Raw genomic sequence first — 20,011 nt, 5'->3', positions numbered from 1 at the left:
AGGGGTTGGAAGTGAGAGCGATTCTCCGGACAGGCCCATCAAAAAGCAGCTTGAACTTCAACGAAGCGAAGGGCACATTTCGGCATATCGCCGAACGAATCCGACGAAATGATCAAAGCCCCGCTCGACAAGACCGACCACCTGCTGCTGGCGCTGCTGCGCGAGAACGCGCGCGCCTCGACGGCCGAGCTGGCGCGCCGCCTCGACCTGTCGCGCACCACGGTGCAAAGCCGGCTGGAACGGCTGGAGCGCCTGCGCGTCGTTGCCGGCTACACCATCGTCGTGCCGGACGAACTGGAGGCGGCCCTGGTGCGCGCCCACGTGCTGATCACCGTGGCACCGCGCCAGAGCGCCGCGATCGAGGCGGCGCTGCGCAAGATCGCCGAGGTGCGGGTGCTGCACTCGGTCAGCGGGCCGTTCGACCTGATCGCCATCGTGGCCGCGCATTCCATCGGCGAGCTGGACGCGCTGATCGACCGCATCGGCGCCCTCGATGGCGTCGAGCGGACCACCTCGGCCATCGTGCTGTCGACACGGATAGAGCGGTAAAAGTCACACACTGTYCGGCCGGCAGACAGCATCCTGTCAGAGTTGGCAGGTGTGAGGACATGTGTCCCTCGTGATAATGAACTTCAAGTCATCGGCGATATCCGCCGAAAACCCCGCAAGCGCGCAAACCTTTGCCCCGGTCTGCGCGCCATTCGCATGAAAGAAGCCATCTCTCCCCTGGTCATCGACGTTCATGAGCTGCGCATCGGGATGTTCGTCCATCTCGACGTGGGCTGGATGGCACATCCGTTTCCGCTCAGCAGCTTCAAGCTGACCACCACCGACCAGATCGCGACCATCCGCAGCCTGGGGCTGCCGCGCGTGCGCTGGAGCCCGGACAAGAGCGATCCGCCGCCGGTGCACGCGGTCGCGAACGATGCCCCGTTGGCGCTGCCGGTCGAGGCCCCGGCGGTCCCTGTCGAAAGCCCCGAAGCCGCCGAGCGCCGCCGCCACCGCGAGGCGCTGGCCGCCGAGCGCGCGTCGCTGGCCCTCTGCGAGCGCCAGTTCGCCGAAGCCACCAGGGCCTGCAAGCAGGTGCTCGACCTGGTGCCGGCCAAGCCGCAGCAGGCGCGCGAACAGACCGAGGCGCTCAGCCGCGCCTTCGTCGACAAGATGCTGTCGGCGCAGGACATGTGCATCCGCCTGCTCAGCGACGGCATCGGCGACAAGGCCTCGCTGCACTCGGTCAACGTCGCGGTGATCTCGCTGCTGATGGGCAAGACCTTCGGGCTGTCCGAGGCCGAGATGATGGACGTCGGCGTCGGCGCGCTGCTGCACGACATCGGCAAGATCGAATTGCCCGACCGGGTGCGCCACCGCGAAGAGCACTTCACGCACGCCGAGAACCAGTTCTACCAGGAGCACGTGACGCACGGCGTCACGCTGGCGAAGAAGATGGGGCTGCAGCCCGGCGCCACGCTGGTGATCGCCCAGCACCACGAGCATGCCGACGGCAGCGGCTTCCCGCAGAAGCTCAACAGCGACCGCATGAGCACCGCGGCGCGCATCGTCTCCCTGGTCAACCGCTACGACAACCTGTGCAACCCGCACGTGCCGTCGCGCGCACTGACGCCGCACGAGGCGCTGTCGACGCTGTTCGCGCAGAGCAAGGCCAAGTTCGACACCGCCATCCTCGGCGCCTTCATCCGCATGATGGGCGTCTACCCGCCCGGCTCGACGGTGCAGCTCACCGACGACCGCTACGCGATGGTGGTGTCGGTCAACTCGACCCGGCCGCTGAAGCCGCGCGTGCTGGTGCACGACGCCAAGGTGCCGCGCGACGAGGCGCTGATCCTCGACCTGGAGCAGACGCCGCGCCTGGGCATCCGCCGCAGCCTGAAGCCGCAGCAGCTGCCGACGACCTCGCTGATCTACCTGTCGCCGCGCGCCCGCGTGGCGTACTTCTTCGAACCCGAGCAGGTGCCCGATACCGAGGCGGCCGAGGCCCTCGCTTGACCGCGCAGATGACGGCGACCGATCCCACGCAGGACCTGATCGACGGCCTGCTCGATGCCGTCTGGCTGGTCGATGCCGGCACGCTGCGCATCCGCGCGGCCAACGCCGCCGCCGGCGCGCTGTTCGGCGTCGAGGCGGCATCGCTGTGCGGCCGCGGCGCCACCGACCTGTGCGCGACGCCGGAAGACCTGGTGTTCTGGAGCGAGGTCGCGACGGCCCAGGCCGACCGCATCTTCTCCGACACGCTGGTGCGCAGCTTCGACGGCCGCACCGTGCCGGTGACGCGCCGCGTCAGCCGCATCGCCGGGGCGTTGTACCTGGTGGCCTGCCGCGACCGCAGCGCGCAGCGCGCCACCGAAGACGAACTCGAGACCCGCGTCGCCGAACTGCGCGCGACGCTCGAATCCACCGCCGACGGCATCCTGGTCACCGACCTGGGCGGCCACATCCGCAGCTTCAACCACCGCTTCGCCGGCCTGTGGGGCCTGCCCGAAGAGCTGCTGGTGCAGCGCAACGACGAAGCCGTGCGCGACTGGATGCGCCGCAGCGTCGTCGACGGCGCCGACTACGAGCGCCGCCTGGCCGCGATCCAGGAAGCGACGATGCTGCAGACCAGCGACGTCTTCCGGCTGCACTCCGGCCGCGTGCTGGAACGCCTGACGCTGCCGCAGTGCAGCCGCGGCCAGCCGATCGGCCGCGTGTACTCGTTCCGCGACATCACCGACAAGCTGGCCGCCAGCGCGCGCATCGAGGAGCTGTCGCACACCGACGCGCTGACCGGGCTGCCGAACCGGCGGCTGCTGGCCGACCGCATCGAGTTCGCGCTCGCGATGGCGCAGCGCGGCGGCAATCCGTTCGCGCTGATGGTGCTCAACCTCGACCGCTTCAAGCAGATCAACGACACGCTGGGCCTGGGCGTCGGCGACCGCGTGCTGCTGGAGGTGACCGACCGCATCAAGGACTGCCTGCGCAACGTCGACACGGTGGCGCGCCTGGGCGGCGACGAGTTCGTGCTGCTGGTGCACCAGGCCGATGCCGCCGCCGCCGAATCCACCGCGCGCCGCGTGATCGACGGCATGGCGCGGCCGTTCACGCTCGACAGCGTCAGCTTCACCGTCACCTGCAGCGTCGGCATCGCGCTGTGCCCGGCCGACGGGGACAGCGCCGACGACCTGCTGCGCCGTGCCGACGCCGCGATGCACCGCGTGAAGGAAGCCGGCCGCGCCAGCTTCCGCTTCCACCAGCCGCGCGAGGACGTCGGCCAGCGTTCGCACATGCAGATCGACCATGCGATGCGCCAGGCGCTGGTGCGCGGCCAGTTCCGCCTGCACTACCAGCCGCAGATCGACCTGAAGAGCGGCGAGGTGGTCGGCGCCGAAGCGCTGATCCGCTGGCGCGACCCGGTGCTCGGCGAGGTCGCGCCCGCCGAATTCATCCCGGTGGCCGAGGAGAGCGGCTTCATCATCGCGATCGGCGACTGGGTGCTGGCGCAGGCCGTGCGGCAGGCCGCCGCGTGGCGCGCCAACGGGCTGCAGATGCAGGTGTCGGTCAACGTGTCGGCGCTGCAGTTCCAGCAGCCCGACTTCATCGACCGCGTGGCCGGCGTGCTGAAGGCGGCGCACCTGCCGCCGCAGCTGCTCGAGCTGGAGCTCACCGAATCGATCCTGATCCACGACGCCGCCGGCGCGCTGCAGCGGCTGCAGGCGCTGGAGCAATTGGGCGTGCAGATGGCGATCGACGACTTCGGCACCGGCTACTCCAGCCTGGGCTACCTGAAGCGCTTCCCGATCGGGCGCCTGAAGATCGACCGCAGCTTCATCAAGAACCTGCCGGACGACGCCAGCGACGTGGCCATCGTCAACGCGATCATCCAGCTCGGCCGCGCGCTGAACCTGCGCGTGATCGCCGAGGGCGTCGAGACCGAGCCGCAGCGCCAGTTCCTGCTGGATGCCGGCTGCAACGAGTTCCAGGGCTTCCTGTTCGCGCCGGCGCTCGACAGCGGCCAGTTCGAGGGCCGGCTCGGCCGCGATGCACCGCCGGCGCGGGCGGTGCGCCTGGTGCACCCGGTCTGATCCCGGGTTGACACCGGCCGACACACGGCGACATTCCCTTAAAAAAAACCGAGGCCAGCGCGGCTTCGGGATTTTTTTTACATTTGGGCATCGCGGAGGATCCCGATGAACCCACTTGAGCGAACGCTGGAGCAACGCGTTGATGCCCTGGGCGTCCCGATGGCGGTGGTGCTGCCCGGCGGGCAGCGGCTTGGCCATGCCCAACCGACGGTGACGATACGGTTGAACGAACTGAGCCCGCTGGTGCACATCGCCGGCGGCCAGGTCGGCCGGGTGGCGCAGGACTACGTCGAAGGCCGGATCGACTTCGACGGCACGGTGCGCGACCTGATGGCCATCGCCGCCACGCTGATCCCCGACGACCCGACCCGCTCCGAGCCGACCGGCGCACCGCTCGCCTGGTGGCGCAACATCGCGCGCGCGGCGCGTTCGCGGGCCCGACACAGCACCGAGGCGGATGCGCAGCAGATCCAGTTCCACTACGACGTCTCGGACGACTTCTACGCGCTGTGGCTGGACCCGCGCCGCGTCTACTCGTGCGCCTACTTCCGCGAGGGCAGCCTGTCGCTCGCGAAGGCGCAGGAGGCCAAGCTCGACCACATCTGCCGCAAGCTGATGCTGCGCGAGGGCGAGCGCTTCCTCGACATCGGCGCCGGCTGGGGCGGCCTGCTGATGTGGGCGGCCCAGCACTACGGCGTGCGGGCGCACGGCATCACGCTGTCGAAGAACCAGCATGCGCACGTCAACCGGCTGATCGAGAACTCGGGGCTGCGCGGGCGCGTCACGATGGAACTGCGCGACTACCGCGAGCTGCCGGAGGACGAGCCGTACGACAAGATCGCGTCGGTCGGCATGTTCGAGCACGTCGGCCACGTGCAGCTGCCGGCCTACTTCGACAAGATCCACCGGCTGCTGAAGCCGGGCGGCCTGCTGATGAACCACGGCATCACCGCCGGCAGCACGCGCAATGCCCAGCTGGGCGCCGGCATGGGCGACTTCATCGAGCGCTACATCTTCCCGGGCGGCGAGCTGTTGCACGTGTCTCACGTGCTGAAGGTGATGAGCGAATCGGCGCTGGAGCCGGTGGACGCCGAGAACCTGCGCCCGCACTACGCGCGCACGCTGTGGGCCTGGAGCGCCGCGCTCGAGAGCCAGCTCGCGAAGGCGCGCGAGCTGACCGGCGAATCGGTGGTGCGGGCCTACCGGCTGTACCTGGCGGGCAGCGCGATGTGCTTCGAGCACGGCTGGATCTCGCTGTTCCAGATGCTGGCGGCGCGCCCGGACGGGAATGTGGTGCGCGGGGCGATGCGCGGCGCACAATCGGCGTTCCCGTTCAACCGCGAGTACATGTACCGATGATCTACAAGTTCAAGTCGAAGGCGGCCGGCGACGTGATCATGCTGGCGCCGAACGGCGACCAGGTGCTGCGCCTGATCGGCAAGGAGCCTGCCGCCAAGGGCATCATCGAGCCGGGGCAGATGCCGGCGGCGATCGCGGCGCTCGAGGCCGCCATCGCGCAGGACGAGGCGGCGCGCAGGCAGGCCGAACAGGAAGCCGCGGCCGAAGGCAAGAAGCTGCCGGCCGGCGAGGGCGTCGCGCTGCGCCAGCGCGCCTGGCCGCTGGTCGAGATGATGAAGCGCTCGCAGTCGGCCGACGCGGACATCACCTGGGGCGTTTGAGGAGCAGCCATGAAGTTGTGGAGCGACAGCTGGATCAACGGCGACCGGATCCCGGCACGCTTTGCCGCGGGGCGCCTGGAGGGCGCCGGCGGCGTCGGGTTCTCGGACAACCTCAACCCGCATCTCGCCTGGAGCGAGGTGCCGGCCGGCACGCGCTCGCTGGCGCTGATCTGCCATGACTTCGATGTGCCCAGCCGCGGCGACGACGTCAACCAGGCCGACCGCGAAGTGCCGAGCGACCTGCCGCGCGTCGACTTCTTCCACTGGGTGGTGGTCGACCTGCCGGCCGGGCTGAGCCGCATCGGCGAGGGCGAATTCAGCCGCGGCTTCACGGCGCGCGGCAAGCCCGGCCCGGCGACGCTGCATGGCGCACGCCACGGCCTCAACGACTACACCGGCTGGTTTGCAGGCGATGCCCAGATGTCCGGGCAGTACTTCGGCTACGACGGCCCGTTCCCGCCGTTCAACGACTCGCTGGTGCACCACTACGTGTTCACGCTGTACGCGCTGGACGTGCAACGCACGCCGGTCGACGGCAGCTTCACCGGCGCGCAGGTGCGCGAGGCCATCGCACGCCACGTGCTGGCCGAAGCGACGCACTCCGGCACCTACACATTGAACAAGCGGCTGGCCTGATGCAGTTGACCCGAATCCTGGCGATCCGCCATGGCGAGACCGCCTGGAACATCGACGGCCGCATCCAGGGCCACACCGACATCCCGCTGAACGACAAGGGCCGCTGGCAGGCCGGCCGGCTGGGCGCGGCGCTGGCGCACGAGCAGGTCGACCTCGTCTTCTCGAGCGACCTGCAGCGGGCGCTGGCCACGGCCCAGGCGGTCGCGCGGCCGCACCACCTGCAGGTGCAGGCCGACCCCGGGCTGCGCGAGCGCAGCTTCGGCATCTTCGAGGGCTGGACCTTCGCCGAGATCGAGGCGCGCTGGCCCGAGCAGAGCCTGCGCTGGCGCAAGCGCGACCCCGACTACGGCCCCGAGGGCGGCGAGAACCTGCACCAGCTGTACGCGCGCTGCATCGGCGCCGTGTCGCGCCTGGCCGAGGCCCACCTGGGCCGCAGCATCGCGGTGGTCGCTCACGGCGGCGTGATGGACTGCCTGTACCGTGCCGCGACCCGCATCGACCTGCAGGCGCCGCGCTCGTGGCAGCTCGGCAATGCCAGCATCAACCGGCTGCTGTACACGCCCGAGGGCTTCACGCTGGTCGGCTGGAACGACACGCACCACTTCGACGAAGCCACGCTGGACGATCCCGGCAACGCCGTCGGCGCGGACCGGGTGGGGCATGCCGCATGACGCTGCCGCACCCCGGTGACCCGGTCGACGCGCTGCTGACGCCGGCGCTGGTGCTCGACCTCGACGCGATGGAGCGCAACCTCGCCAAGATGGCGGCCTTCGCGCAGGCGCGCCGGCTGCGGCTGCGGCCGCACGCCAAGATGCACAAGAGCGCGCACATCGCGAAGCTGCAGATGGCGGCCGGCGCGGTCGGCGTGTGCGTGCAGAAGGTGTCGGAGGCCGAGGCGCTGGCGGCCGGCGGCGTGACGGACATCTACATCAGCAACGAGATCGTCGATGCGGCCAAGCTGGCGCGCGTGGCGGCGCTCGCGGCGCGCATCAAGCTCGCGATCGCGGTCGATTCGCCGCTCGGCATCGAGCGGCTCGCGGCGGCGCTGAAGGCCGCCGGCAGCATGCTGGACGTGTTCGTCGAGATCGACGTCGGCCAGGGCCGCTGCGGCGTCGCGCCGGCGGCGGCCGGCGCGCTGGCGCACCAGGTGGTGTCGCACGGCCTGCGCTTCGCCGGCCTGCAGGCCTACCACGGCAAGGCGCAGCACCTGCGCGCGGCCGACGAGCGCGAGGCGGCGATCCGCCATGCGGTGGCGCTGGCGCGGGCCGCGCAGGCGTCGATCACCGGGGCCGGCGTGGCCTGCCCGCTGGTCACCGGGGCCGGCACCGGCAGCTTCGCGTTCGAGGCGGCCAGCGGGGTCTACGGCGAGTTGCAGCCGGGCAGCTACCTGTTCCTGGACCGCGACTACGCCGACAACCAGCCGACGCCCGGTGCACCGGTGTTCGAGCATGCGTTGTTCATCAAGAGCCAGGTGGTGAGCCGCGGCAGCTCGCACGCGGTGGTCGATGCCGGGCACAAGTCGCACGCGATCGACAGCGGCCTGCCGCGCGTGTGGCAGCGCGACCTGGTGTTCGCCAACGGCGGCGACGAGCACGGCATCCTGCACCCGGGGCGGGATGCATTGCCGGCGCTCGGCGACACGGTGTGGCTGGTGCCGGGGCACTGCGATCCGACGGTCAACCTGCATGACCATTACGTCGCACTGCGCGGCGGGCTCGCGGGCGGGGTGGTCGAAGGCGTGTGGGCGGTCGACGCGCGCGGCTGCGTGGTGTGACGCGGATCGGCATCCGGGCTGCGCATCTGTAGCCCGGATGGAGCGCAGCGCAATCCGGGACCGTCCGACTGGTTGCGACGTGCATCACGCGCCACGATCCTGTCATGACGGATTCACAGATCATCGTCCTCGCGACGCCCCTGTTCCTGCTGCTGATCGCGATCGAGTTCGCCGTCGGCCTGCTGCGGCGCCGCAACACCTACGTGACCGCCGACGCACTGAACAGCATCGGCCTGGGCATCATGAGCCAGGTGCTGAACGTCTTCAGCAAGCTGCTGATGGTCGGCATCTACGCGCTGGCCTTCGAATCGCTCAGCGTGCAGCGCCTGCCGCAGGATGCCGTGTGGGTGTGGTGGGTCGCGCTGCTGGTCTACGATTTCTGCTACTACTGGCACCACCGGCTCGGCCACACCGTGGCGGTGCTGTGGGCCGCGCATGCGGTGCACCACCAGAGCGAGGAATACAACCTGTCGACCGCGCTGCGCCAGACCAGCACCGGCTGGCTGTTCGGCTGGCTGTTCTACCTGCCGATGGCGGTGCTGGGCTTCCCGCCGCTGGTGTTCGGCGTCGTCGCGCTGGTCGACCTGCTGTACCAGTACTGGGTGCACACGCAGCAGATCGGCCGCCTCGGCTGGTTCGACCGCTGGTTCTGCGCGCCCAGCAACCACCGCGTGCACCATGCCGTGAACGACAAGTACCTCGACCGGAACTATGGCGGCATCCTGATCGTCTGGGACCGGCTGTTCGGCAGCTTCATCGAGGAAGACGATGCCGAGCCCTGCGTCTACGGCACGCGCACGCCGCTGGCCAGCTGGAACCCGCTGTGGGCCAACCTGCACGTCTACTGGGACCTCTTGCAGGACGCCTGGCACGCCGAGCGCTGGCGCGACAAGCTGCTGGTGTGGGTCAAGCCGCCGGGCTGGCGGCCGGCCGACGTGGCAGCGCGCTTCCCGAAGCCGCCGTTCGACCTGGCAGCGCGCCGCAAGTACGACCCCCACCGGTCCACGGCCGCGGCGGTGACGGCCGGGCTGCTGTTCCTGGTGCTGCTCGCGGCCACCAGTGCCTTCCTGTGGAATGCGCACCTCCTGTCCGGCGCTGCGCAGCTGGCCGCGGCTGGCGGCATCCTGCTGGGCTTGTGGGTCATCGGCGTGATCTCCGAGCGGGGCGTGCGCTGGACGTCGGCGCGCCAGGTCGCGACCCCACGCTAAGCACCGAGCTGCTTCAGCGCCGCGATCGTCTCCGCCAGCGCCCGGTGCAGCTTCTTGTCGCGCCGCACGACGATCGCGAGCGTGCGGTGCAGGCGCGGCGACAGCGAGCGGATCTGCAGCGTGCCGCTGCGCCGTTCGTCGCGCGCCGACAGCCCGGTCAGGATCGCGCAGCCGAGACCGGCCGCCACCAGTTCCTTGATCGCCTCGTCGCTGCCCAGCGACATCACCGGCCGCAGCGCGACGCCGCTGCGCGCGAACCAGTCGTCGGCGATGCGCCGCGTGTTGCCGCCCGGTTCGTAGGCCAGCACCGGCAGTTGTGCGAGGGCCACGGCGGTGATGCGGGCCGGCAGCACGAAATCGCGCGGCGCGACCAGCACGAACTCGTCGTCGAGCACCGGCGTGACCTCCAGCGAGCGGCCGGCGGCCGGCAGTGTCACGAGGCCGAGGTCGAGGTTGTTCTCTTGCACCGCCTTCACGATCTCGGCGGTGTTGCCCGTCGTCACCGTGATCTCGAGCTTCGGGTAGCGCCGCCGCAGGTCGCCCAGCAGGGGAGGCAGCAGGAAGATGCAGGCGGTCGCGCCGGTGCCGAGCCGCAGGCGCCCGAGCGCGCCGCTCGCATGCGGCGCGACGGCATTGATCGCCGCCGCCACCGCGGCATCGATGTGGCCGGCATGCTGCAGCAACTCGGCACCGGCCGCGGTCGGCTTGGCACGCCGGCCGACGCGCTCGACCAGCGTCGAGCCCAGGCGCTTCTCCAGCTGGCGGATCTGCAGGCTGACGGCCGGCTGCGACAGCGACAGGCGCTCGGCGGCGGCCGAGAAACTGCCGCTGTCGATGACCGCGACGAAGGCCTTCAGGTGCTCGAGGTTCAGGCTGTTCATGGCAAAGAAAATCTCATGGATTGCATGATTTTGATCCACTTCCTTTATACAAAGGCGACGGGCAGCATGGGGACCCATGAACGCACCCCTTCCCCTCCAGGTTCGCGACGCCGCTGAAGCCGACGTCCCCGCGATCCAGCAGATCTATGCCCACCACGTGCTGCACGGCTCGGCCTCGTTCGAGACCGCCGCGCCCGGCGTCGACGAGATGAAGGCGCGCCGCGCGCAGGTGCTGGCCGCGCAGCTGCCCTACCTGGTGGCCGAGGCCGGCGGCGAGGTGGTCGGCTTCTGCTACGCCGCCGTCTACCGACCGCGGCCGGCCTACCGGCACACCGTCGAGAACTCGGTCTACGTGGCGCACGACCGCGCCGGCCGGGGCATCGGCAGCGCACTGCTCGAGGTGTTGGTGGCGCGCTGCGAGGCCGGCCCGTGGCGCCAGATGCTGGCCGTGATCGGCGACAGCGCCAACGCCGGCTCGATCGCGCTGCACCGCCGCATGGGCTTCCAGCACGTCGGCACGCTGGCGTCGGTCGGCTTCAAGTTCGGGCGCTGGCTGGACACGCTGCTGATGCAGCGGGCGCTCGGTTCCGGAGACGGTTCGCTGCCGCAGGCCTGATCACTGGCGTTCAAGACGGCGCGGGGCGGTCGACGCAGAATCGCGCCATGCCGCACAGCTTCACCCCGCCCCACACGGTCCACGGCCGCAGCGCCCTCGTCGTCGCGCCGCCCTGGCACTACGCCGGCTGGCTGCTCAACGTGTCGTTCGGCTTCGACGCCGCGCGCGGTGCCGACCTGGTGCCGCCGGCCCTCGGCCGCACCACCGGCCAGGGCTGCGTGCACTTCGCCGACTGGCAGGCCACCAGCGACGGCAGCGAGCTGCTCGACCCGGTGCAGGCGCAGTACCGCGAGACCATCGTCGTGCTGGAAATCGAACGGCCTGACGGCCAGCGCTGGGGCTGTTGCCCGGCGATCTGGGTCGACCAGGACACCTCGCTGCTGCGCGGCCTGCTGCAGGGCTGGCCGAAGAAGATGGGCAGCACCTGGCTCACGCGCAGCCTGCCGCTGGAGCATCCGGCCGCCGCACCGCTGCGCGAAGGCACGCGGCTGGGCGCCAGCCTCGCGGTGAAGGACCGGCGCGTGATCGAGGCCGAGGCGCGCCTGACCGGGCAGCCGGGCCAGGCGCTCGGCTTCCTCGCCATGCCGACGCTCGGCGTGGTCGGCTTCCCCGACCTGCGCGAGCCGGCGCGGCTGCCCGCGCTGCGGCTGCTGCGCGCCGACGTCGCGAACCCGACCGCCAGCCGCTGGCATGCGGCGACCGCGACGCTGCGCGTGTTCGACCATCCGCGCGAGGAGCTGTCGCTGCTCGGCGAGCTGGCGGCCGGCGAGGCCAGCGCCGGCTGGTGCGGCCTCACCATCGTCGGGGCCCGCGATGCCTGAAGACCTGCGCCATTCGCAGGTCCGGCGCTGGCATGTCGAAGGCCAGCCGGCGCTCGAACAGGTGACGCACCACCGGCCGGGCCAGGAATGGGCGCCGCACTGGCACGAGGAATGGTCGGTCGGCGCGGTGCTCAGCGGCAGCTGCCGCTTCAGCCTGGGCGGGCAACGGCACACGGCGTCGGCCGGCGACCTGCTGGCGATCGCGCCGGGCGTGGTGCACACCTGCGGGCTGGCCCTCGATGACGGCGCGCCCTCGCGGGTCGTGATGGTCTATGCCGAGGCGCCATGGCTCGCGGCGCTGGGCTTGCGAACGCCGTCCGGCAGTGCGCGGGTGCACGACCCGGCGCTGGCCGCCGCCGGTCACGCGGTGCACGACAGCGAGGCTGCTGCCGCCTGGCTGGCCCGGGCGCTGGCCGCGCTGCAGGGCGGGTCCGCGCTGCTGCCCGCCGCGGCGGATCCACCGGGGCGTGCCGCACGCCAGGTGCTGGCCGCGTTGCAGCGCGCTGCCGCGGGCGAGGCGCCGGACGCCATCGACGAACTGGCCCGCGGCTGTGCGCTCAGCCGCGAGCATTTCCACCGCATCGCGACGCGCTGGCTGGGCCTGAGCCCGGGCGACTACCTGCGCGCCGCGCGCATGGCCCGCGCGCGGCACCTGCTGATCGCCGGCTGCCCGATTGCGCAGGCGGCCCAGGATTGCGGCTTTGCCGACCAGGCGCATTTCACGCGCTGGTTCAGCCGCTGCTTCGGCTACACGCCCGGCGCGCTGCGGGCCGCCGACCTCAGTTGTCGAACAGGTCGGTCGCGGCGCGGCTTGGCGTGACGCCCAGGTGCCGGAAGGCGGCCAGCGTCGCGATGCGGCCGCGCGGCGTACGCTGCAGGTAGCCCTGCTGGATCAGGTAGGGCTCGATGACGTCCTCGATCGTTTCGCGCTCCTCGCCGATCGCCGCGGCCACGTTGTCCAGGCCGACCGGCCCGCCGTCGAAGCGGTGGATCACCGCCTCGAGCAGCTTGCGGTCCATCACGTCGAAGCCCTGCGGGTCGACGTCGAGCATCGCGAGCGCCTTGTCGGCCAGCGCCTTGTCGATGCGGCCGTTGCCCTTCACGTCGGCATAGTCGCGCACGCGGCGCAGCAGCCGGTTGGCGATGCGCGGCGTGCCGCGCGAACGGCGCGCGATCTCGAACGCACCCTCGGCGTCGGTCGGCACGTTCAGCAGGCCGGCCGAGCGGTTGACGATGCGCGCCAGTTCGTCCGGCGTGTAGAACTCGAGCCGCGCGACGATGCCGAAGCGGTCGCGCAGCGGGTTGGTCAGCATGCCGGCGCGCGTGGTGGCGCCCACCAGCGTGAACGGCTGCAGGTCGAGCTTGATCGAGCGCGCGGCCGGGCCTTCGCCGATCATGATGTCGATCTGGTAGTCCTCCAGCGCCGGGTAGAGGATTTCCTCGACCACCGGGCTCAGGCGGTGGATCTCGTCGATGAAGAGCACGTCGTTCTTCTCGAGGTTGGTCAGGATGGCGGCCAGGTCCTTCGGCTTCTCGAGCACCGGGCCCGAGGTCTGGCGCAGGTTCACGCCCAGCTCGTTGGCGATGATGTGGCTCAGCGTGGTCTTGCCGAGGCCGGGCGGGCCGAACAGCAGCACGTGGTCCATCGCCTCGTTGCGCATGCGCGCGGCGCCGATGAAGATCTCCAGCTGCTCGCGGGCCTTGGCCTGGCCCACGTACTCGGCCAGGCCCTTGGGGCGCAACGCGCGTTCGATCGCTTCCTCGTTGGGCGAGCTGGGGGCGGCGCTCACCACGCGCGGTGGCAGGCTGCCGAAGTCGTCGGTCTGGATGGCCATGCGGCATTATCGACGGCGCTTGCGTTTGCTCACCCACGGTGCAGGCTTTGTGCAGGCGCGGGGCCGCCCGGCTGCGGCACAATCGCCCAATGATCTCGCGCCGACCTGCATCGCGATGGGCCGCCTGGGCCTTTGCGCTGGCCCTGCTGCTGAAGGCCGCGGTGCCGATGCTGGCGAGCGCGTCGGCCCAGCTGCAGGGCAAGACGCTGGTCGAGGTCTGCACGGTCTACGGCGTCGCCACCGTGGCGCTGGACGACCGCGGCGAGTCGGCGCCGGTGCCGGCCGACCCTGCCGGCGCGCACGGCAGCGAGCATTGCGCACTGTCGGGCCTGCTGGCCTTCGCGGCACCCGAGCCGGCCGTGCTGGGCGTTGCCCCGGCGGCGGCCCGGTCGTTCACCGTCCTGCCGCAGACCGGGTTGCCGGTTCGCGATGCCTGTGCCGTCTGGATGGCACGGCTGAAGCACGGGCCTCCCGCCTTCGCCTGAACCCACCGTCTCGACCGCCCCGCGCCACCTGCGCCGGCGGTCCGTGTGATGAGCCGCGGCGCCGTGCGCCCGGCCGCGTTCAGGAGTTCCCGTGAAACACTTTCCATCGCCCAGGGCCCGCGCGGCCGTGGCGCTGTCGGCCTGCCTGTGCGGCAGCGCCTTTGCCGACGAGGCCGGGCTGGCGACGGTCGCCGCTGCCGATGACGGCGCCGCGCCGGTCAAGCGGCTCGGCGTCGTCACCGTGACCGGTGCGCGCCGCGGTTCGCTGCCATCGCAGATCCCGACCACCATCGAAGGCGTGACCGGCGCGCAGGTGCAGGCCACCGTCAACGCCACCGACAGCGAGGACGCGCTGAAGTACCTGCCCAGCCTGCTGGTGCGCAAGCGCTACATCGGCGACTACAACCACGCGGTGCTGTCGACGCGCGCGTCCGGCACCGGCAACAGCGCCCGCTCGCTGGTCTATGCCGACGGCATCCTGCTGTCCAACCTGCTCGGCAACGGCGCCACCTTCGCGCCGCGCTGGGGGCTGGTGACGCCGGAGGAGATCGAGCGCGTCGACGTGCTGTACGGCCCGTTCTCGGCCGCCTACCCGGGCAACTCGGTCGGCGCGGTGGTCGACTACCTGACCCGCATGCCGGGCAAGTTCGAGGCGCATGCGCTGGCCGGCGGCTTCGCGCAGCCGTTCAAGCTGTACGGCACCGACACCACCTACACCGGCTGGCAGACCAGCGCGTCGCTGGGCAACCGCAGCGGCGACTGGTCGTGGTGGATCAATGCCAACCGGCTCGACAGCGAAGGCCAGCCGCTGGTCTTCGACACCACCGCCACGCCGACGCCGGGTGCCGTGCCGGGCACCGACAAGACCGGCAAGCCCTGGTACATCAAGGGCACCAGCACCCAGTACCGCACCATGCAGGACCACCTGAAGCTGAAGCTGGCCTACGACCTGTCGACCGACGTGCGCGCCAGCTACACGCTGGGCTGGTGGCGCAACGATGCCGACGGGCGCAGCGAGTCGTACATCGATCCGTCGCTGAATGCGGTCACCAACCACGACGTGCTGGAGCACCGGATGCAGGCGCTGTCGCTGAAGCAGAACGCGCGCGGCTTCTTCGACTGGGAGCTGGCGGCCAGCGTCTACGACTACGGCACCGACGAGAGCAGCCGGACGACCACCGCGACCACGACCGACCTGGCCGGCACCGGCTGGACCACGTTGTCGGCGCGCGGCACCTGGCGGCCGGAAGGCGAGGGCGGCCTGCACGTGATCGAAGCAGGCCTGCAGCAGGATGGCTACCGGCTGCGCACCGCCGTTTCCGGCGGTGCGGGCTCGCGCTTCGACGGCAACACCCGGCTGCAGTCGGCCTGGGGCCAGGACGCATGGCGCTTCGCCGATGGCTGGATGGCGGTGCTGGGGCTGCGCGGCGAGCACTGGCAGGCGTACCAGGGCTTCACGCGGACGGGGGCCAACGCCTACCCGCACCCGGAGCGCAGCGACACGCGCCTGTCGCCGAAGGCGGCGCTGTCGCATCAGCTGGCCGACGGCTGGGTGCTGAAGGCCTCGGCCGGCCGCGCGGTGCGCTTCCCGACGGTGTCCGAGCTGTACCAGGGGGCGGCCACCGCCGACGGCATCAGCAACATCGCCAACCCCGACCTGCGGCCCGAGCGTTCGTGGACCAGCGAGCTGAGTTCGGAGTGGACGCTGCCCGAGGCCTCGACGCTGCGGCTGACGCTGTTCCACGAGGACACGCGCGACGCGCTGTTCAGCCAGGCGCTGCCGAACGTGACGCCGGTGACCAACAGCGTGCAGAACGTCGACCACGTGCGCACCACCGGCCTCGAGGCGGTGGCGCAGGGCGAGAACGTGCTGCTGCGCGGGCTCGACCTGCAGGGCAGCGTGACCTATGCCGACTCGAAGATCGTCGCCAACAGCGGCTACGTCAGCACGCCCGGCGACACCGTCGGCAAGTGGCAGCCGCGGGTGCCGCGCTGGCGTGCCTCGGCGCTGGCCTCGTGGCGGGCGACCGATCGCTGGACCGTCAGCTACGGCGCGCGCTACAGCGGCCGGCAGTACGGCAGCCTGGACAACAGCGACACCAATGGCTTCACCTACATGGGCACGTCGAAGTACTTCACGACCGACCTGCGGGTGCGCTTCGCGATCGACAAGCAGTGGCATGCCGCCTTCGGCATCGACAACCTGAACGACTACCAGTACTGGAACTTCCACCCGTACCCGCAGCGCACCTACAGTGCGGAACTGCGGTACGACCTGTGATTTCTCTTCCTGAACGGACCCTCACCATGACCATCACCCGCTTCCTGGCCGCAGCCCTGCTGTCGGCGCTTTCCTTCGCTTCGCAGGCCCACGAGTTCATGCTCGGCGACATCGCGATCGGCCACCCCTACGCGCGCGCGACGGCGCCCGGGCAGCCGACCGGCGGCGCCTTCCTGCGGCTGGAGAACCGCGGCAAGGCGGACGACAAGCTGCTGTCGGCCAGCGCCGAGGTCGGCAAGGCCACCGAGCTGCATTCGATGAAGATGGAAGGCGACGTGATGCGCATGCGCGAGGTCGCGGCCATCGAGGTGCCGGCCGGCAAGTTCGTCGAGCTGAAGCCCGGCGCCTTGCACGTGATGATCATGGGGCTGAAGGCGCCGCTGAAGGAGGGCGACAAGTTCCCGCTGCGCCTGAAGTTCGAGAAGGCGGGGGAGGTGACGGTGACGGTGAACGTCGAGGCCGCGGGGGCCGATCATTCGCATTGAACGTTGATCCCCGGATTGGCATCCGGGCTACCTCGCTTACCGCGCCAATGCCTTCAATGCGAGCTTGATGCCGTCGCTGACCCCCACGTCCGCCGGCAGGCTCTTCAGCGCCGCGGCGGCCTCGCGGTCGCTGTACCCCAGTGCCACCAGCGCCTGCAGGATGTCGGCCTGCGCATCGCTTGCGACGCTGGCCGGCACGGCCAGGTCGGCGCCGAGCTTGCCCTTCAGTTCCAGCAGCAGCCGCTCGGCCGTCTTCTTGCCGATCCCCGGCACCTTGATGAGCCGGCCGCTTTCCTGCAGCGACACCGCCTGCGCCAGCTCGCCGACGCTCAGCCCCGACAGGATGGACAGCGCAGTGCGCGGGCCGACGCCGGAGATCTTGACCAGCTGCCGGAAGGTGGCGCGCTCCTCGGCTGTCAGAAAGCCGAACAGCACCTGCGCGTCCTCGCGCACGACGAAGTGCGTCAGCAGCGTGACCCGCTCGCCCAGCCCCGGCAGGTTGTAGAAGGTGCTCATCGGCACGTCGACCTCGTAGCCGACGCCGCCGACGTCGACCAGCAACTGGGGCGGGTTCTTCTCTGCCAGCAGGCCGCTCAGCCGGCCGATCATCGGCGGAACAGGCCCAGGCGCTGCGCCTCCAGCGCCGCCTCGGCACGCGAGCTGACGTTGAGCTTGCGGTAGATCTGCTTCACGTAGTCGGCAATCGTGTGGCGCGACAGGTTCAGCTGCGTGCCGATCTCGGGCAGCGTGAAGCCCTTGGCCACCCACAGCAGCACCTCGTTCTCGCGGTCGGTCAGCGAGACGTGGGGCAGGTTCTGCGGCCGCTCCTGCGGCTTGTTCTGCGCCGCGAAATAGGCGATCACGCGGCGCGCGATCGACGGCGTCAGCGGCGGCTCGCCCTGGCTGATGCGCTGCAGCTGCTCGACGAAGTGCTCGCGCGGCTGCTCTTTCAGCAGGTAGCCGAAGGCACCGGCTTGCAACGCGGGGAACAGGTGGTCGTCGTCGTCATGGATGGTCACCACCACCGACTGCGCCTCGGGCTGCGATTCGCGCAGCGCGGCGACCACGTCGACGCCCGAACCGTCGGGCAGCCCCAGGTCGACCAGCGCGACCTCGAAGCGCTCGGCGCTGATCAGTGCCAGCGCGTCGTGCACCCGGGCGGCCTCGGAGATCTGGGCCTGCGGGAACACCTGCAGCACCAGGGCCTTCACCCAGGCGCGGATTTCCGGGAGGTCTTCAAGCAGCAGGATCTTGTTCATGGGCGTGCCCTCTTGGAATCGTCAATCGTAGCGGAAGGACAGACAGGAAAGGATTGTGCGCCTCACAGCGGCAAGGTCAGCCGGATCACCGTGCCGTAGCCCGGCCCCGACTCRACCAGGCACTGTCCCTGCATCTGCTTGGCGCGGTGCTTCATGCTGGCCATGCCGTGGCCGCGGTCGAGCTTGCCGTCCAGCTCCATCGGGATGCCCTTGCCGTTGTCCTGCACCACCAGCACGAAATCGTGCTCGCCGATGCTGCAGCGCACCTTGCAGTGCGAGGCGCCGCTGTGCTTGATGATGTTGCTGACCGCCTCGCGCAGGATGCGCGTGGTCTGCACGAAGGCGCGTGCCGACAGCTGCTGGTTCACGTCCTCGGTCGGGCTGCGCCAGTCGGCCTCGATGTTGGCCTGGCTCAGGCGCGACACCGTCTCGGCGCGCCAGTCGGCCAGCGCATCGGCCACCTGCATCGGCTTGCCGGTCAGCCCGCGCACCGACAGCCGCATCTCCTCGAGCGCCTCGCGCGCCAGGCTGGAGATGCGCTCGCTCTCGCTGGTGTGCACGATGGTCAGCAGCTTGGCGCCCAGGTCGTCGTGCAGGTCGGCGGCGATGCGCTTGCGTTCCTTCTCGGTCACCTGCTCGACGCGCAGCTCGGCCATCTGCGAGAAGTTGCGCTCGATCTCGGCGGTGACCTCGTTGATGCGGCTTTCGAGCGAGTTGCGGCTCGCCTCGGCCAGCTGCAGCGCGCGCCCGAAGATCTGGATCTGGCGCGCACCGACCGCGAGGAACATCAGCGGCATGCTGAAGTGCAGCACGTGCACCGGCAGCAGCGTGACCAGCTGGTGTTGCGTGGCCAGGTCGACCAGCACCAGCACGCCCACGCCCATCAGCATGAAGGCCATCGGCCAGAACTCGGCGCGGCCGTCCAGCCCCTTGCGCCAGGTGACGCGCAGGTACAGCGTCACCGCGGCCATCACCTCGGCCGACAGCAGCAGGTACCAGCCGGAGGTCATCGTGTACAGGCGGTCGGCGCCGGCCAGTGCCAGCGTGGCGGGGACCAGCACGCACTGCAGCAGCAGGCCGATCTCGAGCTTGCGCGAGCGCAGCCCGGCATAGCGCACCAGGAACTGGATCGCCAGGCCCACCAGCACGCCGAAGCCGACGCAGGTGAGGAACTCGCCGGTGGCGTTGTCGAACGGCGGCTGGCGCCACCACAGCCGCGCCGACAGCGCGGCCCAGCCGATGGCCAGCAGCCCGAAGTAGCCGAGGTAGGGGTTGCGCCGGTCCTGCCAGCCCATGCCGAGCATCACGATGCCCAGCAGCACCAGCATCGCCGAGATCACCTGCACCAGCGAGATGTTCCAGAAGGTCTGGCGGGCGTGCTGCGCGGCCAGCACCGCATGCGGGCCGATGCGCACCGTCGACAGCCCGCCGGCGCGCTGGCGCGAAGCCACGTGCTGCAGCGCATAGCCCTGGACCTTGATGTCGAGCACGTTGCCCTGCGGGTTGAGCAGCGCCGGCGGCAGCGTCACCAGCTGCGGGTAGTAGCAGTTGCGGGTGACCGGCTCGCCCATGCGGCCGCCGCTGAAGACGATGCTGCCGTTCAGCCAGACCTCGGCGTTGTTGCAGGCGCGGTCGATGTAGGCCGCCATCAGCGTGGATGCGTCCGTCGCCGGCAGCGTGAACTGCAGCCGGTACCAGACCGGGCCGTCGGCCTGCGGCCGGCTGTCGGCCCATTCGTCGGGCAGGCGCACGGTCTGCAGGCTGGCGTTGGCCGGGAAGGCGGGGGCGGCGCTGGCGACCACGGCCGCCTGGTTGATCTGGACCACGCCCGGCTCGTCGGCGAGGGCCGGCCCGGCCACCGACAGCAGCAGCCCGGCTGCCACGCACCGGGCCCCGGCGCGCAGCCGGCGGGCGAGGGTGTGCAGGAGGCGGATGCAGGGCATGGACGCGGATTGTGCAGGATGCCTGCGCTGCC

General features: G+C 70.6%; 19 protein-coding genes and 1 pseudogene. 15 read left to right on the top strand and 5 right to left on the bottom strand.

Annotated elements, in window-relative coordinates:
• Positions 1–108: 108 nt before the first annotated feature.
• The 9 genes and pseudogenes from AC1DYN_RS16570 to AC1DYN_RS16530 form a co-directional block, all read left to right on the top strand.
• Positions 109–549, top strand: coding sequence for an Lrp/AsnC family transcriptional regulator (locus AC1DYN_RS16570; protein WP_477961442.1), 441 nt, complete (start codon positions 109–111; stop codon positions 547–549).
• A gap of 156 nt (positions 550–705) precedes the next feature.
• Complete coding sequence (locus AC1DYN_RS16565; RefSeq protein ID WP_477961440.1) at positions 706–2,004, top strand: HD-GYP domain-containing protein; 1,299 nt, start codon at positions 706–708, stop codon at positions 2,002–2,004.
• A gap of 8 nt (positions 2,005–2,012) precedes the next feature.
• Positions 2,013–4,076 carry a putative bifunctional diguanylate cyclase/phosphodiesterase gene (locus AC1DYN_RS16560; protein ID WP_477961438.1) on the top strand — a complete coding sequence of 688 codons (2,064 nt, stop codon included), beginning with the start codon at positions 2,013–2,015 and terminating at the stop codon, positions 4,074–4,076.
• A gap of 105 nt (positions 4,077–4,181) precedes the next feature.
• On the top strand, positions 4,182–5,435 hold the full coding sequence (locus AC1DYN_RS16555; protein ID WP_477961437.1) for a class I SAM-dependent methyltransferase: 1,254 nt from the start codon (positions 4,182–4,184) through the stop codon (positions 5,433–5,435).
• The gene (locus tag AC1DYN_RS16550; RefSeq protein WP_477961435.1) at positions 5,432–5,755 is read left to right on the top strand and encodes a DUF1840 domain-containing protein; all 324 of its coding nucleotides are present in this window, start codon (positions 5,432–5,434) and stop codon (positions 5,753–5,755) included. Before AC1DYN_RS16555 ends, AC1DYN_RS16550 begins: the two co-directional genes overlap by 4 nt.
• Before the next feature lie 9 nt (positions 5,756–5,764).
• Positions 5,765–6,391: a YbhB/YbcL family Raf kinase inhibitor-like protein gene (locus tag AC1DYN_RS16545; protein WP_477961432.1), complete on the top strand. Its 627-nt coding sequence runs from the start codon at positions 5,765–5,767 to the stop codon at positions 6,389–6,391.
• Positions 6,391–7,062, top strand: coding sequence for a histidine phosphatase family protein (locus AC1DYN_RS16540; RefSeq protein WP_477961430.1), 672 nt, complete (start codon positions 6,391–6,393; stop codon positions 7,060–7,062). The genes AC1DYN_RS16545 and AC1DYN_RS16540 overlap by 1 nt, the downstream gene beginning before the upstream one ends.
• Positions 7,059–8,165 (top strand): DSD1 family PLP-dependent enzyme, encoded by a 1,107-nt coding sequence (locus AC1DYN_RS16535; RefSeq protein WP_477961428.1) that lies wholly within the window; start codon positions 7,059–7,061, stop codon positions 8,163–8,165. The genes AC1DYN_RS16540 and AC1DYN_RS16535 overlap by 4 nt, the downstream gene beginning before the upstream one ends.
• Before the next feature lie 104 nt (positions 8,166–8,269).
• A pseudogene (locus AC1DYN_RS16530) lies at positions 8,270–9,313 on the top strand (sterol desaturase family protein); the annotation flags it as partial.
• A gap of 56 nt (positions 9,314–9,369) precedes the next feature.
• Here the strand turns inward: AC1DYN_RS16530 and AC1DYN_RS16525 are convergent.
• Complete coding sequence (locus tag AC1DYN_RS16525; protein WP_477961427.1) at positions 9,370–10,254, bottom strand: LysR family transcriptional regulator; 885 nt, start codon at positions 10,252–10,254, stop codon at positions 9,370–9,372.
• Between the two features lie 76 nt (positions 10,255–10,330).
• Here AC1DYN_RS16525 and AC1DYN_RS16520 point away from each other — a divergent pair, with 76 nt between their 5' ends.
• From AC1DYN_RS16520 to AC1DYN_RS16510, 3 genes are read left to right on the top strand one after another with little or no spacing between them, the layout of a single operon-like run.
• The gene (locus tag AC1DYN_RS16520) at positions 10,331–10,870 is read left to right on the top strand and encodes a GNAT family N-acetyltransferase (RefSeq protein WP_477961425.1); all 540 of its coding nucleotides are present in this window, start codon (positions 10,331–10,333) and stop codon (positions 10,868–10,870) included.
• 47 nt (positions 10,871–10,917) lie between these two features.
• Positions 10,918–11,691 carry an acetoacetate decarboxylase family protein gene (locus AC1DYN_RS16515; protein WP_477961423.1) on the top strand — a complete coding sequence of 258 codons (774 nt, stop codon included), beginning with the start codon at positions 10,918–10,920 and terminating at the stop codon, positions 11,689–11,691.
• Positions 11,684–12,511 carry a helix-turn-helix transcriptional regulator gene (locus AC1DYN_RS16510; RefSeq protein ID WP_477961421.1) on the top strand — a complete coding sequence of 276 codons (828 nt, stop codon included), beginning with the start codon at positions 11,684–11,686 and terminating at the stop codon, positions 12,509–12,511. The genes AC1DYN_RS16515 and AC1DYN_RS16510 overlap by 8 nt, the downstream gene beginning before the upstream one ends.
• Here AC1DYN_RS16510 and ruvB read toward each other — a convergent pair.
• Entirely contained in the window at positions 12,471–13,526 is a 1,056-nt protein-coding gene (gene ruvB, locus AC1DYN_RS16505; RefSeq protein WP_477961419.1) for a Holliday junction branch migration DNA helicase RuvB, read from the bottom strand. The genes AC1DYN_RS16510 and ruvB overlap by 41 nt on opposite strands.
• A gap of 89 nt (positions 13,527–13,615) precedes the next feature.
• Here ruvB and AC1DYN_RS16500 point away from each other — a divergent pair, with 89 nt between their 5' ends.
• The 3 genes from AC1DYN_RS16500 (at position 13,616) to AC1DYN_RS16490 (ending at position 16,777) form a co-directional block, all read left to right on the top strand.
• Positions 13,616–14,011: a DUF2946 family protein gene (locus tag AC1DYN_RS16500; protein ID WP_477961417.1), complete on the top strand. Its 396-nt coding sequence runs from the start codon at positions 13,616–13,618 to the stop codon at positions 14,009–14,011.
• A gap of 91 nt (positions 14,012–14,102) precedes the next feature.
• Positions 14,103–16,292 (top strand): TonB-dependent receptor, encoded by a 2,190-nt coding sequence (locus AC1DYN_RS16495; protein WP_477961415.1) that lies wholly within the window; start codon positions 14,103–14,105, stop codon positions 16,290–16,292.
• Between the two features lie 26 nt (positions 16,293–16,318).
• Positions 16,319–16,777, top strand: coding sequence for a copper chaperone PCu(A)C (locus tag AC1DYN_RS16490; RefSeq protein WP_477961413.1), 459 nt, complete (start codon positions 16,319–16,321; stop codon positions 16,775–16,777).
• Between the two features lie 36 nt (positions 16,778–16,813).
• Here AC1DYN_RS16490 and ruvA read toward each other — a convergent pair whose 3' ends face one another.
• From ruvA to AC1DYN_RS16475, 3 genes are all read right to left on the bottom strand, one after another.
• Complete coding sequence (gene ruvA, locus AC1DYN_RS16485; RefSeq protein WP_477961411.1) at positions 16,814–17,386, bottom strand: Holliday junction branch migration protein RuvA; 573 nt, start codon at positions 17,384–17,386, stop codon at positions 16,814–16,816.
• Positions 17,383–18,036 (bottom strand): response regulator, encoded by a 654-nt coding sequence (locus AC1DYN_RS16480; protein ID WP_477961409.1) that lies wholly within the window; start codon positions 18,034–18,036, stop codon positions 17,383–17,385. Before AC1DYN_RS16480 ends, ruvA begins: the two co-directional genes overlap by 4 nt.
• 62 nt (positions 18,037–18,098) lie before the next feature.
• Positions 18,099–19,979, bottom strand: coding sequence for a sensor histidine kinase (locus tag AC1DYN_RS16475; RefSeq protein ID WP_477961407.1), 1,881 nt, complete (start codon positions 19,977–19,979; stop codon positions 18,099–18,101).
• Positions 19,980–20,011: the final 32 nt, after the last annotated feature.

The sequence above is a fragment of the Rhizobacter sp. P2_D12 genome (assembly GCF_056404395.1).
Note: the sequence above shows the minus strand (reverse complement) of the source record. Positions and strands in the feature narration are given on the sequence as shown.

Bases quoted from the DNA above. Each gene is read 5' to 3' on its own strand.
- AC1DYN_RS16570 (WP_477961442.1), top strand. From the start codon at position 109: ATGATCAAAGCCCCGCTCGACAAGACCGACCACCTGCTGCTGGCGCTG.
- AC1DYN_RS16565 (WP_477961440.1), top strand. From the start codon at position 706: ATGAAAGAAGCCATCTCTCCCCTGGTCATCGACGTTCATGAGCTGCGC.
- AC1DYN_RS16560 (WP_477961438.1), top strand. From the start codon at position 2,013: ATGACGGCGACCGATCCCACGCAGGACCTGATCGACGGCCTGCTCGAT.
- AC1DYN_RS16555 (WP_477961437.1), top strand. From the start codon at position 4,182: ATGAACCCACTTGAGCGAACGCTGGAGCAACGCGTTGATGCCCTGGGC.
- AC1DYN_RS16550 (WP_477961435.1), top strand. From the start codon at position 5,432: ATGATCTACAAGTTCAAGTCGAAGGCGGCCGGCGACGTGATCATGCTG.
- AC1DYN_RS16545 (WP_477961432.1), top strand. From the start codon at position 5,765: ATGAAGTTGTGGAGCGACAGCTGGATCAACGGCGACCGGATCCCGGCA.
- AC1DYN_RS16540 (WP_477961430.1), top strand. From the start codon at position 6,391: ATGCAGTTGACCCGAATCCTGGCGATCCGCCATGGCGAGACCGCCTGG.
- AC1DYN_RS16535 (WP_477961428.1), top strand. From the start codon at position 7,059: ATGACGCTGCCGCACCCCGGTGACCCGGTCGACGCGCTGCTGACGCCG.
- AC1DYN_RS16525 (WP_477961427.1), bottom strand. From the start codon at position 10,254: ATGAACAGCCTGAACCTCGAGCACCTGAAGGCCTTCGTCGCGGTCATC.
- AC1DYN_RS16520 (WP_477961425.1), top strand. From the start codon at position 10,331: ATGAACGCACCCCTTCCCCTCCAGGTTCGCGACGCCGCTGAAGCCGAC.
- AC1DYN_RS16515 (WP_477961423.1), top strand. From the start codon at position 10,918: ATGCCGCACAGCTTCACCCCGCCCCACACGGTCCACGGCCGCAGCGCC.
- AC1DYN_RS16510 (WP_477961421.1), top strand. From the start codon at position 11,684: ATGCCTGAAGACCTGCGCCATTCGCAGGTCCGGCGCTGGCATGTCGAA.
- ruvB (WP_477961419.1), bottom strand. From the start codon at position 13,526: ATGGCCATCCAGACCGACGACTTCGGCAGCCTGCCACCGCGCGTGGTG.
- AC1DYN_RS16500 (WP_477961417.1), top strand. From the start codon at position 13,616: ATGATCTCGCGCCGACCTGCATCGCGATGGGCCGCCTGGGCCTTTGCG.
- AC1DYN_RS16490 (WP_477961413.1), top strand. From the start codon at position 16,319: ATGACCATCACCCGCTTCCTGGCCGCAGCCCTGCTGTCGGCGCTTTCC.
- ruvA (WP_477961411.1), bottom strand. From the start codon at position 17,386: ATGATCGGCCGGCTGAGCGGCCTGCTGGCAGAGAAGAACCCGCCCCAG.
- AC1DYN_RS16480 (WP_477961409.1), bottom strand. From the start codon at position 18,036: ATGAACAAGATCCTGCTGCTTGAAGACCTCCCGGAAATCCGCGCCTGG.